Here is a 14,543-nt window from a genome sequence, read left to right on the forward strand (position 1 = left end):
TACGCGGGCGGTGAGGATCTTTTTGAGGTAGTCGTCGTGGGAAGCCATGCGGGGCGTGCCTGGAAGGCCAATGAGCCAGAAAAAGCGGGGTAGGACGGCAAACGTCAATGATAGCGCCAACGGCAAGGGGGCTGGCGGGTGCGCCCGGACGCCATTTCCCGACCCTGCGGACGGCGAATCATGTCGCACCCCTACCACGTGCCGGTCGCGATGCTAGCCGCCACAGTCTGCCCGGCCCGGTGCGTGCGCACATCGCCGCGCGCCTTGCGGCACAACGGTTTGCCGCCGCTCTCCGATTAACCTTTCGGCGCGGCCGGGTTCCCGGGCCGCCCCAGCGCTCGCACGGATCATGCGTTAAAATCCGGTTTTGATAACCAGGATCGCAAGATGCACTGGCAACCTCGGACAGCCCATTTGATGCCCGCACGGCGCGAGACCCGCCCCGCGGCGCAGCGGCATATCCGCCACGCACGATCGTGTCGCGGAGTCTGAGTGCAGGGGTTGCGCTGGCGTGAGTGCCGCCGCCGCGAGGCTTCCCCAACTTACTGTCCGCCACCAGCCACCGGCGGACACGATTTCAGAATAGCGCCCCACGCGCCCCGCCGGTATCGGCCGGGCGGCTCGCCAGCCGCTGCACGATACCGACACAAAGAGTCGTCCAACCATGAACGCACCTCAAGTTTTCGATCCTCACGGCGCTGCCGCCGCCGTGGCCGCCGACATCGAACCGCGCCTGCGCGAGATTCCGTATAACTACACGTCCTTTTCGGATCGCGAGATCGTCATTCGTCTGCTCGGCGAAGAAGCCTGGGCCGCGCTCGCCGAACTGCGCGCCGAGCGCCGCACCGGCCGCTCGGCGCGCATGCTCTACGAGGTGCTGGGCGACATCTGGGTGGTGCGTCGCAATCCGTATCTGCAGGACGATCTGCTCGACAATCCGAAGCGCCGCGCGCTCCTGATCGAAGCGCTCAATCACCGCCTCGCCGAAATCGAAAAACGCCGCCGCGCCGACCTGAGCGAGCACAGCGACGAAGCCGGCCTCGATCGCGCCGCGCGCGTCGAGACGCTGATCGCCGCGGCGCGTCGCGCGATCGATTCGTTTGCGGGCGAGTTCGAGAAGATGGCCGAGCTGCGCCGCCGCGCGACCAAAGAACTCGGCCGCCGCACGCAGAAGGACAACATCCGCTTCGACGGCCTCGCGCGCGTTTCGCACGTGACCGACGCTACCGACTGGCGCGTGGAATATCCGTTCGTCGTGCTGACGCCCGACACCGAGGAAGAGATCGCGGGTCTCGTCAAGGCCTGCTTCGAACTGGGGCTCACCGTGATTCCGCGCGGAGGCGGCACGGGCTACACGGGCGGCGCGGTGCCGCTTACGCCGTTCTCGGCCGTCATCAACACCGAGAAGCTCGAAAAGCTCGGCGCGGTCGAGATGACCGATCTGCCCGGCCTCGATCGTCAGGTGCCCACGATCTTCTCCGGCGCGGGCGTGGTCACGCGCCGCGTGACCGAGGCTGCCGAAGCCGCGGGCTTCGTGTTCGCGGTCGATCCCACCTCCATCGACGCCTCGTGCATCGGCGGCAACGTCGCCATGAACGCGGGCGGCAAGAAGGCGGTGCTGTGGGGCACGGCGCTCGACAACCTCGCCTGGTGGCGCATGGTCGACCCCGAAGGCAACTGGCTCGAAGTCACGCGCCTCGAACACAACATGGGCAAGATCCATGACGTCGCGGTTGCGCGCTTCGAGCTGAAGTGGTTCGACGGCGAGCACGCGCCGGGCGAGAAGCTCCTGCGCACCGAATGGCTCGACATCGAGGGCAGGCGGTTTCGCAAGGAAGGCCTCGGCAAGGACGTCACCGACAAGTTCCTCGCGGGCTTGCCCGGCGTGCAGAAGGAAGGCTGCGACGGCCTCATCACGTCGGCGCGCTGGGTGCTGCACAAGATGCCGGCGCACACGCGCACCGTCTGCCTGGAGTTCTTCGGCCAGGCGCGCGAGGCGATTCCGAGCATCGTCGAAATCAAGGACTATCTCTTCGAAACCTCGAAGCAGGGCGGGGCGATCCTCGCCGGCCTCGAGCATCTCGACGAGCGTTACCTGCGCGCCGTGGGCTACGCCACCAAGAGCAAGCGCAACGCGTTTCCGAAGATGGTGCTGATCGGCGACATCGTCGGCGACGACGCCGATGCCGTGGCGACTGCCACCTCGGAAGTCATCCGCATGGCCAACGGCAAGAGCGGCGAAGGCTTCGTGGCCGTCTCCGCCGAGGCGCGCAAGCGTTTCTGGCTCGACCGCAGCCGCACCGCCGCCATCGCGAAGCACACCAACGCGTTTAAGATCAACGAAGACGTCGTGATTCCGCTCAACCGCATGGGCGAGTACACGGACGGCATCGAGCGCATCAACATCGAGCTCTCGATCAAGAACAAACTGCAGCTCGTCGACGCGCTCGAAACGTTCTTCAAGGCCGGCAAGCTTCCGCTCGGAAAGAGCGACGACGCGAGCGAGATTCCCTCGGCGGAACTGCTCGAAGACCGCGTGCAGCAGGCGCTCGACCTGCTCAAGCGTGTGCGCGAGCGCTGGACCTTCGTGGGCGAGAAGCTCGATCTGTCCTTGCGCGAGGCGCAGCACTATCTCGTGCAACTGGGCTACGAGGCGCTCGCGGAGAAGTTTGCCGACCGCGTCGATGTGCAGCCCGATGCGACTGTTTTCCACATCACGCAGGACCGCACGGTGCGCGTGTCGTGGAAGCAGGAGATTCGCGCGGAGTTGCGCCAGATCTTCAACGGCGGCGCGTTCAAGCCGATCCTCGACGAAGCTCAGGCGATCCACAAGAAGGTGCTGCGCGGCCGCGTGTTCGTCGCGCTCCACATGCACGCGGGCGACGGCAACGTTCACACGAACCTTCCGGTCAACTCGGACAACTACGAGATGCTGCAGGACGCCCACGCGGCGGTCGCGCGCATCATGAAGCTTGCGCGCTCGCTCGACGGCGTGATCTCGGGCGAGCACGGCATCGGCATCACCAAGCTCGAGTTCCTCACCGACGAAGAGATCGCCGAATTCCGCAGCTACAAGCAGCGCGTCGATCCGCACGGCCGCTTCAACGCGGGCAAGCTGCTCGACGGCGCCGATCTGCGCAACGCCTACACGCCGTCGTTCGGCCTGATGGGCTACGAGTCGCTCATCATGCAGCAGTCCGATATCGGCGCGATTGCCGAATCGGTGAAGGACTGCCTGCGCTGCGGCAAGTGCAAGCCCGTGTGCGCGACGCACGTGCCGCGCGCGAACCTGCTCTACAGCCCGCGCAACAAGATTCTCGCGACCTCGCTGCTGGTCGAGGCATTCCTCTACGAAGAGCAGACGCGCCGCGGCGTGTCGATCAAGCACTGGGACGAGTTCAACGACGTGGCCGACCACTGCACGGTCTGCCACAAGTGCGTGACGCCGTGCCCGGTCAAGATCGACTTCGGCGACGTGACGATGAACATGCGCAATCTGCTGCGCAAGATGGGCAAGAAGAAGTTCAACGCGGGCAACGCGGCGGGCATGTTCTTCCTCAACGCTACGAACCCGCAGACCATCAACCTCGCGCGCGAGGCGATGATGGGCGTGGGCTACAAGGCGCAGCGCCTCGGCAACGATCTCCTGAAAAAGGTCGTGAAGAAGCAGACGGCGCGTCCGCCCGCGAGCACGGGGCGGCCGGCCGTGGTGGAGCAGGTGATCCACTTCGTGAACAAGAAGATGCCGGGCAACCTGCCGAAGAAGACGGCGCGCGCGCTGCTCGACATCGAGGACAACAAGATCGTGCCGATCATCCGCAATCCGAAGACCACGAGCGTGGATTCGGAGGCGGTGTTCTACTTCCCGGGCTGCGGGTCGGAGCGCCTTTTCTCGCAGGTCGGTCTGGCGACCCAGGCCATGCTCTGGGAAGCGGGCGTGCAGACCGTGCTGCCGCCGGGCTACCTGTGCTGCGGTTATCCGCAGCGCGGCTCGGGCCAGTTCGACAAGGCCGAAAAGATCGTCACGGACAATCGCGTGCTGTTCCACCGCGTCGCGAACACGCTCAACTACCTCGATATCAAGACCGTGGTGGTGTCGTGCGGGACCTGCTACGACCAGCTTTCCGGCTATGAATTCGAGAAGATCTTCCCGGGCTGCCGCATCATCGACATCCACGAGTTCCTGCTCGAGAAGGGCATCAAGCTCGATGGCGTGACGGGCACGCGCTACATGTACCACGACCCGTGCCACACGCCGATCAAGACCGTCGATCCGGTCAAGTTAGTCAACGAACTGATGGGCGCGGAAAAGGACGGCTACAAGATTGAAAAAAACGATCGCTGCTGCGGCGAGTCGGGCACGCTGGCCGTCACGCGCCCGGACGTGTCGACCCAGGTGCGCTTTCGCAAGGAAGAAGAGATTCGCAAGGGCGCGGCGAAGCTGCGCGGCATTCCGCTCGTGGGCAACGCCAATGGCGTGCAGCCCGCCACGCCGCAGGAAGCCGGCGGCGTGGGCAGCGACGAGAACGTCAAGATCCTGACCAGCTGCCCGTCGTGCCTCCAGGGCCTGTCGCGCTACAACGAGGACGCCGGGATCGAAGCCGACTACATCGTCGTGGAAATCGCCCGTCATGTGCTGGGCGACAACTGGATGGCAGACTATGTTCAGAAGGCGAACAATGGCGGAATCGAGCGCGTGCTGGTCTAATGGCGGCGCTGAGTAACATGGGATTGCGCGGTGTGATTCTGCGCTAGCGGCTCGGGGGCGACGATGGGATGCGTATTCTGCAGTGAGGAAGGCGGCGAAGTGCTGTGGCAGGACGAGCGGATGCGCGTCGTGCTGGCCGTATCGGAAGCCGATTACCCGGGCTTTTGCCGGGTGATCTGGAACGGCCATGTCGCCGAATTCTCGGACCTCGCCACACCCGAGCGCGAGCATCTGATGCGGGCCGTCTATGCCGTCGAGCGGGCATTGCGCCGCGTCATGCAGCCTTCGAAGGTGAATCTGGCGAGCCTCGGCAACCAGGTGCCGCACGTGCACTGGCACGTCATTCCGCGCTTCACGAACGACGCGCATTTCCCGCTGCCCGTGTGGGCGCCGCGCCAGCGCACGGTTTCCGAAGCGATGCTGGGCCAGCGCCGCGCGCAGGCCACGCTGCTGCGCGAGGCGGTGCGCCAGGAGATGGAGCAGGCGCAGGCCTGAAGGGCCTTCCCTGTCATGACCCACGGCCACGGCAGGGAAGGCCGGGCGCCGTACCGGCGGCTTGCTGAACGGGCATGAGCCCGAGGACGAATCATGAGTGGACTGAAATCCGATACGCCGGTGCCGACCGGCATCGTGGTGCATGCCGTTTCGCGCGTGCTGGAACTGCAGTACGCGAGCGGCGAGAGCTACCGCGTTCCCTTCGAGCTGATGCGCGTGTATTCGCCCTCGGCGGAAGTGCGCGGCCACGGGCCGGGGCAGGAAACGCTGCAGACCGGCAAGCGCGAGGTGACAATCACGGCGCTGGAGGGCGTGGGCCATTACGCGCTGCAGCCGACCTTTTCGGACGGCCACAATACCGGCATCTACTCCTGGGACCAGCTCTACGAGCTGGCCACGCGCCAGGACGAACTCTGGGCGGAATACTTCGCGAAGCTCAAGGCGGCGGGCGTCGACCGCGACACGCCGATGGCGCCCCCGGCTGCGGCCCACGGGCACTGCCACTAACGCTTCCTGTTACGATCCTGCCCCGCTGCCGCCGCTTCCTCGCCGCGGCAGCTATCCTCAAGACAAGACCCCCCGCGAAAGGACGAGCGCGATGAGCAAAACCCACTTCGGCTATCAGACCGTTGAAGAACAGGACAAGGCGAAGAAGGTGGCCGGCGTGTTCCACTCGGTCGCCTCCAACTACGACCTCATGAACGATCTGATGTCGGGGGGGCTGCACCGCGCCTGGAAGACTTTCACGATTGCCCAGGCCAACGTGCGGCCGGGCGCGAAGGTGCTCGATATCGCGGGCGGAACCGGCGACCTCTCGATGGCGTTCGCGAAGAAGGCGGGCGAAAAGGGCGAGGTCTGGCATACCGACATCAACGAATCGATGCTGCGCGTGGGCCGCGACCGGCTGCTCGACCACGGCGTGGTCACGCCCGCGCTGCTCTGCGATGCCGAAAAGATTCCCTTTCCGGACAACTACTTCGACGTGGTGACGGTGGCCTTCGGCCTGCGCAACATGACCCACAAGGACGTCGCGCTGGGCGAGATGCGCCGGGTGCTCAAGCCGGGCGGCCGCCTGCTGGTGCTGGAATTCTCGAAGGTCTGGGAGCCGCTCAAGAAAGCGTACGACGTCTATTCGTTCAAGGTGCTGCCGTGGCTGGGCGCCCGCTTCGCGCAGGACGCCGACAGCTATCGTTATCTCGCCGAATCGATCCGCATGCACCCGGACCAGGAAACTTTGAAGACGATGATGGAACAAATCGGCCTTGATGCCGTCAAATATTACAATTTGTCAGCTGGCGTGGTAGCCTTACACGTCGGCACAAAGTATTAGTGTTTCCAAACCTCTGTCTTTAAAGGAAAAATCGTCATGTCTGAGCCCCGCGTCAATGCTTCCAGTAAGCTTTCAGTACAGTGGGCCAGACGTATGGGAGTCCTGGCCATGGTTGGCGTGCTCGTGGCCGGCAGCTTCGCGTCGTTCGACGCCGAAGCCCGCCGCATGGGCGGCAGCCGCAGCATCGGCAAGCAGTCTTCGGTCGCCTCGCAACGCAGCGCGACGCCCCCGCCGGCCCAGCCCACGCCCGCCCAGCAGCCGGGTCAGGCGCAGCGCGCCCAGCCTGCCGCGCCCACCCCGGCGCCTGCCGCCGCTGCGCCCGCGCGCAACCGCTGGCTCGGCCCGATCGCCGGTCTGGCGGCCGGCCTCGGCATCGCCGCGCTGCTTTCGCACTTCGGTCTCGGCGAGGCGTTTGCGGGCGCAATGGCTAACGCCATCGTGATCGCGCTCATCGCGTTCGCTGCGATCTGGCTGATCCGCAAGTTCATGAACCGCCGCCGCGGCATGCAGCCGGCGTTTCAGGCGGGCGGCGCTCTGCCGTCGTCGGGCGGGTTGAACGGGATGCGCAATTTGTCGCAGGGCGGCTATCCGCAGGAGCCGAGCTACACGGCGCCTGCCACGAGCCCGTCCCTCGCGCCGCAAGCCGCTTCGCCCAACGCGCCGCAGGCCGCGCCGGCGTTCTCGATCCCGGCGGGCTTTGACACAGAAGTCTTCCTGCGCAACGCGAAGGTGTACTTCGTGCGCCTGCAGGCCGCCTGGGATGTGGGCAACATGAACGATATCCGCGAGTTCACCACGCCCGAGATGTTCGCCGAGATCCGCGTCGACCTCGCGAGCCGCGGCAGCGAGGAGAACCAGACCGACATCGTGCAGCTCAACGCCGATCTGCTCGACGTGGCGGAGCAGGCCAACGAGTATCTCGCGAGCGTGCGCTTTTCCGGCCTGATTCGCGAGACGCAGGGCGCGGCGGCCGCGCCGTTCGTGGAGATCTGGAATCTCTCGAAGTCGCGCACCGGCGGCGAGGGCTGGCTGCTCGCGGGGATTCAGCAGATCGAGCACCACTGAGCGGGCCTCGCGGACCCACCCGATCTTTCGGGCCGGGCCGGCGAGGAGACTTCCGGCCAGGCCGCGCTGGGCCGCGACCGAACCCCGCGAACGCTACAATAGGAACCCGCGCGGGCTTTTGCCCGCGCGGGTTTTCTTATTCCATGCCCGATGACTCTCGCCGCCAAGCCCTTCGCTGCCGCCGTCAATCACCTGCTCGCCCGCGAATCGTGGGCCCGCGAACGTCTCGCTCCGTACGCGGGGAAGACGGCGCGGCTGTCGTGTCCGCCCGTCGTCCTCACCTTGCTCGTGCAGCCTGACGGCTATCTCGCGGCCGTCGAGGAACAGGATGCGCAGCACGCGGACGTCTCGCTCTCGCTGCCGGCCGGCGCGCTGTCGTCGTTCGTGCAGGGCGGCCAGGCCGCGGTGATGAAGCACGTCAAGATCGAAGGCGACGCGGAGTTCGCGCAGGTCATCGGCAAGCTCGCCGAGCATCTGCGCTGGGAGCCCGAGGAGGATCTCGCGAAGCTCATCGGCGATGCGCCCGCCGCGCGTCTTGCCTCGCTTGCGCGTGCCGCGAGCGAACAGGCGCGGCGCACCGGCCGCAACGTGCTGGGCTCGGTCACGGAATATCTGCTCGACGAGAATCCGCAACTCGTGCGGCGCGCCGAGCTGGACGGCCTGAACGCCGAACTCTCCCGCGCGCGCGACGCCCTCGCGCGCGTGGAAAAGCGCATCGAGCGCCTCGAACAAAAAACGGCAGCCAGCACGTCCGACGTGACGCCGCTGCGCGGCCCGCGCCCGACCACAGGCCTCTAAAAAATGCGTTTCCTGCGTTTCCTGAAGATCTTCTTTACGGTCATCCGCTTCGGTCTCGACGAAATGATGTTGAGCCGGATCAATGACCGGCGTGTCAGGCTGTTGCTGCGCATCACCACGATCGGCCGCAAGTTCGATCAGCCGCCCGGCGTGCGGTTGCGGCTCGCGCTCGAGAGCCTCGGTCCCATCTTCGTGAAGTTCGGACAGGTGCTTTCCACGCGGCGCGACCTGCTGCCGGCCGATATCGCCAACGAACTCGCGCGCCTGCAGGACCAGGTGCCGCCGTTCGATTCGAACGTGGCGATCGGGATTATCGAGAAGTCGCTCGGCGCGCCGGTCGATATGCTGTTCGACGATTTCGAGCGCGTGCCGGTGGCGAGCGCCTCGATTGCGCAGGTGCACTTCGCCAAGGTGCGCTCCGGGCAGCACGCGGGCAGGGCCGTCGCCGTGAAGGTGCTGCGGCCGAACATGCTCCCGGTGATCGATTCCGACCTGGCGCTCCTGCGCGACATCGCCATCTGGGCCGAGCGCCTGTGGGCGGACGGCAAGCGTCTTAAGCCGCGCGAGGTGGTCGCCGAATTCGACAAATACCTCCACGACGAACTCGATCTCATGCGCGAGGCCGCCAACGGCAGCCAGTTGCGCCGCAACTTCGCGGGCCTCGACCTGCTGCTCGTGCCCGAGATGTTCTGGGAGTACAGCACGAGCCATGTGCTCACGATGGAGCGCATGGTGGGCGTGCCGATCAGCCAGGTGGACAAGCTGCGCGCGGCCGGGGTGGACATTCCGAAGCTCGCGCGCGAAGGCGTGGAGATCTTCTTCACGCAGGTGTTCCGCGACGGCTTCTTTCACGCCGACATGCACCCCGGCAACATCCAGGTGAGCCTCGACCCGGCGCATTTCGGGCGCTATATCGCGCTCGACTTCGGGATCGTCGGCGCGCTTTCGGACTTCGACAAGAACTACCTCGCGCAGAATTTCCTCGCGTTCTTCAAGCGCGACTATCACCGCGTCGCCACGCTGCACATCGAGTCGGGCTGGGTGCCGCCCAATACGCGCGTGGAAGAGCTGGAGAGTGCGATTCGCGCCGTCTGCGAGCCGTACTTCGATCGGGCGCTGAAGGACATTTCGCTCGGACAGGTGCTGCTGCGCCTCTTTCAGACCTCGCGGCGCTTCAACGTCGAAATCCAGCCGCAGCTCGTGCTGCTGCAAAAAACCATGCTCAACGTCGAGGGCCTCGGGCGCTCGCTCGATCCGGAGCTCGATCTCTGGAAGACGGCCAAGCCCTACCTCGAACGCTGGATGACCGAACAGATCGGCCTGCGCGGCTGGTACGAGCGCCTCAAGATCGAGGCGCCGCAGTGGAGCAAGACGCTGCCGCAGCTGCCGCGACTCGTGCATCAGGCGCTGCTCCATCGTCAGGACCCTGTGCACGGAGCCAACGAAGAATGGATCCGCGCGATCCTGCTCGAACAGCGGCGCACCAACCGGCTCTTGCAGGGCCTGCTTGTGTTCGGCATCGCCGTGGGCGTGGGCATGGTCGTGGCGCGCGCGTGGATCGCGTTTGCTGCGGGCGGTTGAGGGCGGCTGAGGGCAACCGACTGGCGTGAGCCGCAGCCCGGCGCCATGGCTCAGGAGACACAGCATGAATGAATCGAATCGACCTCCGGCACCGGCCGCCCCCGAATTTGCCACGCGCGACCCGGGGCAGGCGTCGTTCTGGGACGAACGTTTCGAGCGCGGTTTCACGCCGTGGGACCAGGCCGGTGTGCAGCCGCAGTTCGAGGCTTTCGCCGCCGCCCATCCCGCGGTCACGGTGCTGATTCCTGGCTGCGGCAACGCCTGGGAGGCGGGCTGGCTCGCCGGGCGCGGCCGCACGGTGCGCGCCATCGACTTTTCCCCTGCCGCGGTCGCGAGCTCCCGTGCGGCGCTCGGCCCGCACGCGGCGGTGGTGGAGGAGGCCGACTTCTACGCGTACGAACCGCCGTTCGCGCCGGACTGGGTCTTCGAGCGCGCGTTCCTGTGCGCCCTGCCGCCTGCGCAGCGCGAGCGCTACGCGCGGCGCCTCGCGCAATTGCTCGCACCCGGCGCGTTGCTCGCCGGTTATTTTTTTATCGGCGAGCCGCAGAAAGGGCCGCCGTTCCCGATCGTGCGCGCCGAGCTCGACGCGCTCCTCGCGCCGTACTTCACGCTGCTCGACGATCAGCCCGCCAAGGGCTCGCTGCCGGTCTTCGAGGGGCGCGAGCGCTGGATGACGTGGCGCCGCAACGAAGCGGCCGCGCCGGCCGGCTGAGCGTCTCTTGATGCGGCGGCAAGCCGCCCCAAACTAAAGCCACGTTGGCCGCTATCGGACTTCGCCCGGCGATTGCCAGGGCGGGGGACGGTTTGCGGCTATAATTCAAGGCTTTGCAAGCAATTATCAGATTTTCATCAGGATAGAGATCATGCCGATCTACGCTTATCGCTGCGAATCGTGCGGTTTCGCGAAAGACGCGCTGCAGAAGATCAGCGATGCGCCCCTCACGCAGTGCCCGAGCTGCGGGGCGGACACGTTTCGCAAGCAGGTCACCGCGGCCGGCTTCCAGCTGAAGGGTTCGGGCTGGTACGTCACTGACTTCCGCGGCGGCAATAATGGCGGCGCCGGCGCGAACGCAGCCGCGGCATCTGGCGCGAAAGAGTCGGGCGAAGCGGCTTCGTCGCCGGAAAGCAGCAAGCCGGCGGGCGAAAGCGCGGCGGCGCCGGCAGCCTCGAGCACCCCGGCGGGCACCGGCTCGACGACGAGCACGGGTTCTGCCACGGGCGCCACCTGAGACCCCGCGGTCCGGCCTGACCCGCCGGATCGCAAGCATGCCGCGCGCAACCCGGCGCGGCACCAACGGCGGTGTACATGACGACGAAGAAAGCGACGCTCAAGACCATATTCCTGACCGGCTTGCTGGTGCTGGTGCCGCTCGCCATCACGTTGTGGGTGCTGAATCTGATCATCGGCACGATGGATCAGACCCTGCTGCTGCTGCCGGACGCGTGGCAGCCGAAGCAGCGGCTGCCGGGGCTCGGCGCCGTGCTCACGCTGGCGTTCATCTTCGTCGTGGGGCTCTTCACGCAGAACTTCATCGGCCAGAAGCTCGTGTCGTGGTGGAACGCGCTGGTGCGGCGCATTCCGCTCGTGGGCCCGCTGTACAGTAGCGTCCAGCAGGTTTCCGATACACTGCTTTCGAGCAACGGCAATGCGTTCCGCAAGGCACTCCTGATCGAATATCCGCGCAAGGGTTCGTGGACGATTGCATTCCTCACCGGCATTCCGGGTGGCGACGTGGTGAACCACCTCCAGGAAGAGCACGTGAGCGTCTATGTGCCCACCACGCCGAATCCCACTTCGGGCTTCTTCCTGATGGTGCCGAAAAGCGAGGTGATCGAGCTCGACATGAGCGTCGACGCCGCGCTCAAGTATATTGTTTCGATGGGCGTCGTCGCCCCGGCTGCGCCCGCGCGCCGCTCCATCGATCCTCCGATGTAATGCCGGCTGCCGCGCCGACTGCCTGTCGCGCGGCCCGCCCGTTCAATTCATGCATAACGAAAGACGAACATCATGTCGATGAGATCTGAATACTGCGGTCTGGTGACCGAACAGCTGCTGGGCCAAACTGTTTCGCTGTGCGGATGGGTGCATCGCCGCCGCGACCACGGCGGCGTCATCTTCATCGACCTGCGCGATCGCGAGGGCCTGGTTCAGGTCGTCTGCGATCCGGATCGCGCCGACATGTTCAAGACTGCCGAAGGCGTGCGCAACGAGTTCTGCGTGCGGATCCAGGGCGTGGTGCGCAACCGTCCGGAAGGCACGGTCAACACCAACCTCACGAGCGGCAAGATCGAAGTGCTGTGCCACGAGCTGACGGTGCTCAACGCATCGGTCACGCCGCCGTTCCAGCTCGACGACGACAACCTTTCGGAAACCACGCGCCTCACGCACCGCGTGCTCGACCTGCGCCGTCCGCAGATGCAGCACAACCTGCGCCTGCGCTATCGCGTGACGATGGCCGTGCGCAAGTATCTCGACGCGCTCGGCTTCATCGACATCGAAACGCCGATGCTCACGAAGAGCACGCCGGAAGGCGCGCGCGACTACCTCGTGCCGTCGCGCGTGAACGCCGGCCAGTTCTTCGCGCTGCCGCAGTCGCCGCAGCTCTTCAAGCAGCTCCTGATGGTGGCGAACTTCGATCGCTACTACCAGATCGTCAAGTGCTTCCGCGACGAAGACCTGCGCGCCGACCGTCAGCCCGAATTCACGCAGATCGACTGCGAAACGTCGTTCCTCGGCGAGCAGGAAATCCGCGACCTGTTCGAAGACATGGCGCGTCACGTGTTCAAGGAAACCATCGGCGTCGAACTCGATGCGAAGTTCCCGGTCATGCGGTACTCGGAAGCCATGAGCCGCTTCGGTTCGGACAAGCCGGACCTGCGCGTGAAGCTCGAATTCACCGAGCTGACCGATGCCATGAAGGACGTCGACTTCAAGGTGTTCAGCTCGCCGGCCAACACGAAGGACGGCCGCGTGGCGGCGCTGCGCGTGCCGAAGGGCGGCGAACTCTCGCGCGGCGACATCGACGGCTACACCGAATTCGTGCGCATCTACGGCGCGAAGGGTCTCGCGTGGATCAAGGTCAACGAGCGTGCGAAGGGCCGTGACGGCCTGCAGAGCCCGATCGTCAAGAACCTGCACGACGCTTCGATCGCCGCGATCCTCGAGCGCACGGGCGCCCAGGACGGCGACATCATCTTCTTCGCGGCCGACCGCGCGAAGGTGGTGAACGACAGCCTCGGCGCGCTGCGCCTGAAAATCGGCCATTCGGAGTTCGGCAAGGCCAACGGTCTCGTTGAAGCCGGCTGGAAGCCGCTGTGGGTCATCGACTTCCCGATGTTCGAGTACGACGAGGAAGAGAACCGCTACGTTGCGGCGCACCACCCGTTCACGAGCCCGAAGGACGAGCACCTCGAGTACCTCGAGACCGACCCGGGCCGCTGTCTCGCGAAGGCCTACGACATGGTGCTGAACGGCTGGGAAATCGGCGGCGGTTCGGTCCGTATCTATCAGGAGGACGTGCAGAGCAAGGTGTTCCGCGCCCTCAAGATCGGTCCGGAGGAGGCGCGCGCGAAGTTCGGCTTCCTGCTCGACGCGCTGCAGTACGGCGCGCCGCCGCACGGCGGTATTGCCTTCGGCCTCGACCGCATCGTCACGATGATGGCCGGCGCCGACTCGATCCGCGACGTGATCGCGTTCCCGAAGACGCAGCGTGCCCAGTGTCTGCTCACGCAGGCGCCGAGCCCGGTGGACGAGCGTCAACTGCGCGAACTGCACATCCGTCTGCGCCAGCCGGAGCAGAAGGCGGCGCAGTAAGGTCGCGCGGTTCGAGCGTGCAGTTCGGTCGCTCAGTTCGACCGCTCAGTTCGAGCACTCAGGCGGCGGGGCAACCCGCTGCCGGATGATGAAGCAAGAAAGGCGCATCAAGCGCCTTTTTTGCTTTTTGCGTTACATTTCCCTGAGCGGTTCCGCGTGCCGCGCCGCACGTGCCGCACGAGAGTCCACCCACGCTCCGTCACCATGCAGAAGCCGCCGAAGATTCCCGAATCCGTACTCGTCGTCATCCATACGCCGCAGCTCGACGTGCTGATCATCGAACGCGCCGACCGCCCCGGCTTCTGGCAGTCGGTCACGGGCTCGAAAGACCGCCTCGACGAGCCTTTCGCCGAAACGGCGGTGCGCGAAGTGGGCGAGGAGACCGGTATCGCCGTGGGGCCGGGCGGCGTGAGCGAGGCGTCTTTGCTCGACTGGCACCACCGGATCGAGTACGAGATCTACCCGGTCTGGCGCCACCGCTACGCGCCTGGCGTCACGCGCAACACCGAGCACTGGTTCAGCCTCGAAGTGCCGTCGGGCACGCCGGTCACGCTCTCGCCGCGCGAGCATCTCGCGTATCTGTGGTTGCCTTATGAGGAGGCGGCCGCGCGCTGCTTTTCGTCGTCCAATCGCGAGGCGATCCTGCAACTGCCCGAGCGCCTGCGCGGAGCGCGCACGTGACCGACGTGCCGGACCGGGCCGCCAGGACCGATGAGGCCGACAGGCCCGAGATCGATCCGCGCCGCGCCGTC

General features: G+C 65.9%; 12 protein-coding genes. All 12 read left to right on the forward strand.

The genetic code is table 11. From position 1 onward, the window contains the following. Positions 1–664: 664 nt before the first annotated feature. Positions 665–4,708: an FAD/FMN-binding oxidoreductase gene (locus U5760_RS24085; protein ID WP_322014819.1), complete on the forward strand. Its 4,044-nt coding sequence runs from the start codon at positions 665–667 to the stop codon at positions 4,706–4,708. A gap of 63 nt (positions 4,709–4,771) precedes the next feature. After that, a complete protein-coding gene (locus U5760_RS24090; RefSeq protein ID WP_322014820.1) occupies positions 4,772–5,203 on the forward strand; it encodes an HIT family protein in 432 nt (143 codons plus the stop codon). A 93-nt stretch (positions 5,204–5,296) separates the two neighbouring features. Then, complete coding sequence (locus tag U5760_RS24095; RefSeq protein WP_322014821.1) at positions 5,297–5,710, forward strand: DUF971 domain-containing protein; 414 nt, start codon at positions 5,297–5,299, stop codon at positions 5,708–5,710. Between the two features lie 91 nt (positions 5,711–5,801). Continuing rightward, entirely contained in the window at positions 5,802–6,533 is a 732-nt protein-coding gene (gene ubiE, locus U5760_RS24100; RefSeq protein ID WP_322014822.1) for a bifunctional demethylmenaquinone methyltransferase/2-methoxy-6-polyprenyl-1,4-benzoquinol methylase UbiE, read from the forward strand. Positions 6,534–6,569: 36 nt separating this feature from the next. Further along, positions 6,570–7,598, forward strand: a complete 1,029-nt coding sequence (locus U5760_RS24105) for a Tim44-like domain-containing protein (protein ID WP_322014823.1) — start codon at positions 6,570–6,572, stop codon at positions 7,596–7,598. Positions 7,599–7,748: 150 nt separating this feature from the next. Then, on the forward strand, positions 7,749–8,396 hold the full coding sequence (locus U5760_RS24110) for an SCP2 domain-containing protein (RefSeq protein WP_322014824.1): 648 nt from the start codon (positions 7,749–7,751) through the stop codon (positions 8,394–8,396). A gap of 3 nt (positions 8,397–8,399) precedes the next feature. Beyond that, the gene (gene ubiB / locus U5760_RS24115) at positions 8,400–9,977 is read left to right on the forward strand and encodes a ubiquinone biosynthesis regulatory protein kinase UbiB (protein WP_322014825.1); all 1,578 of its coding nucleotides are present in this window, start codon (positions 8,400–8,402) and stop codon (positions 9,975–9,977) included. 64 nt (positions 9,978–10,041) lie between these two features. Further along, positions 10,042–10,689 (forward strand): methyltransferase domain-containing protein, encoded by a 648-nt coding sequence (locus U5760_RS24120; protein WP_322014826.1) that lies wholly within the window; start codon positions 10,042–10,044, stop codon positions 10,687–10,689. 151 nt (positions 10,690–10,840) lie between these two features. Beyond that, complete coding sequence (locus U5760_RS24125) at positions 10,841–11,206, forward strand: FmdB family zinc ribbon protein (RefSeq protein ID WP_322014827.1); 366 nt, start codon at positions 10,841–10,843, stop codon at positions 11,204–11,206. 77 nt (positions 11,207–11,283) lie between these two features. After that, positions 11,284–11,913, forward strand: coding sequence for a DUF502 domain-containing protein (locus U5760_RS24130; RefSeq protein ID WP_322014828.1), 630 nt, complete (start codon positions 11,284–11,286; stop codon positions 11,911–11,913). A gap of 72 nt (positions 11,914–11,985) precedes the next feature. Beyond that, positions 11,986–13,791 (forward strand): aspartate--tRNA ligase, encoded by a 1,806-nt coding sequence (gene aspS / locus U5760_RS24135; RefSeq protein ID WP_322014829.1) that lies wholly within the window; start codon positions 11,986–11,988, stop codon positions 13,789–13,791. Between the two features lie 204 nt (positions 13,792–13,995). Beyond that, entirely contained in the window at positions 13,996–14,472 is a 477-nt protein-coding gene (gene nudB, locus U5760_RS24140) for a dihydroneopterin triphosphate diphosphatase (RefSeq protein ID WP_322014830.1), read from the forward strand. Positions 14,473–14,543 lie beyond the last annotated feature (71 nt).

Origin of the sequence: Paraburkholderia sp. J12 (assembly GCF_905220215.1) — a bacterium.
In the GTDB taxonomy this organism is placed as follows: domain Bacteria; phylum Pseudomonadota; class Gammaproteobacteria; order Burkholderiales; family Burkholderiaceae; genus Paraburkholderia.

Bases quoted from the DNA above. Each gene is read 5' to 3' on its own strand.
- U5760_RS24085 (WP_322014819.1), top strand. From the start codon at position 665: ATGAACGCACCTCAAGTTTTCGATCCTCACGGCGCTGCCGCCGCCGTG.
- U5760_RS24090 (WP_322014820.1), top strand. From the start codon at position 4,772: ATGGGATGCGTATTCTGCAGTGAGGAAGGCGGCGAAGTGCTGTGGCAG.
- U5760_RS24095 (WP_322014821.1), top strand. From the start codon at position 5,297: ATGAGTGGACTGAAATCCGATACGCCGGTGCCGACCGGCATCGTGGTG.
- ubiE (WP_322014822.1), top strand. From the start codon at position 5,802: ATGAGCAAAACCCACTTCGGCTATCAGACCGTTGAAGAACAGGACAAG.
- U5760_RS24105 (WP_322014823.1), top strand. From the start codon at position 6,570: ATGTCTGAGCCCCGCGTCAATGCTTCCAGTAAGCTTTCAGTACAGTGG.
- U5760_RS24110 (WP_322014824.1), top strand. From the start codon at position 7,749: ATGACTCTCGCCGCCAAGCCCTTCGCTGCCGCCGTCAATCACCTGCTC.
- ubiB (WP_322014825.1), top strand. From the start codon at position 8,400: ATGCGTTTCCTGCGTTTCCTGAAGATCTTCTTTACGGTCATCCGCTTC.
- U5760_RS24120 (WP_322014826.1), top strand. From the start codon at position 10,042: ATGAATGAATCGAATCGACCTCCGGCACCGGCCGCCCCCGAATTTGCC.
- U5760_RS24125 (WP_322014827.1), top strand. From the start codon at position 10,841: ATGCCGATCTACGCTTATCGCTGCGAATCGTGCGGTTTCGCGAAAGAC.
- U5760_RS24130 (WP_322014828.1), top strand. From the start codon at position 11,284: ATGACGACGAAGAAAGCGACGCTCAAGACCATATTCCTGACCGGCTTG.
- aspS (WP_322014829.1), top strand. From the start codon at position 11,986: ATGTCGATGAGATCTGAATACTGCGGTCTGGTGACCGAACAGCTGCTG.
- nudB (WP_322014830.1), top strand. From the start codon at position 13,996: ATGCAGAAGCCGCCGAAGATTCCCGAATCCGTACTCGTCGTCATCCAT.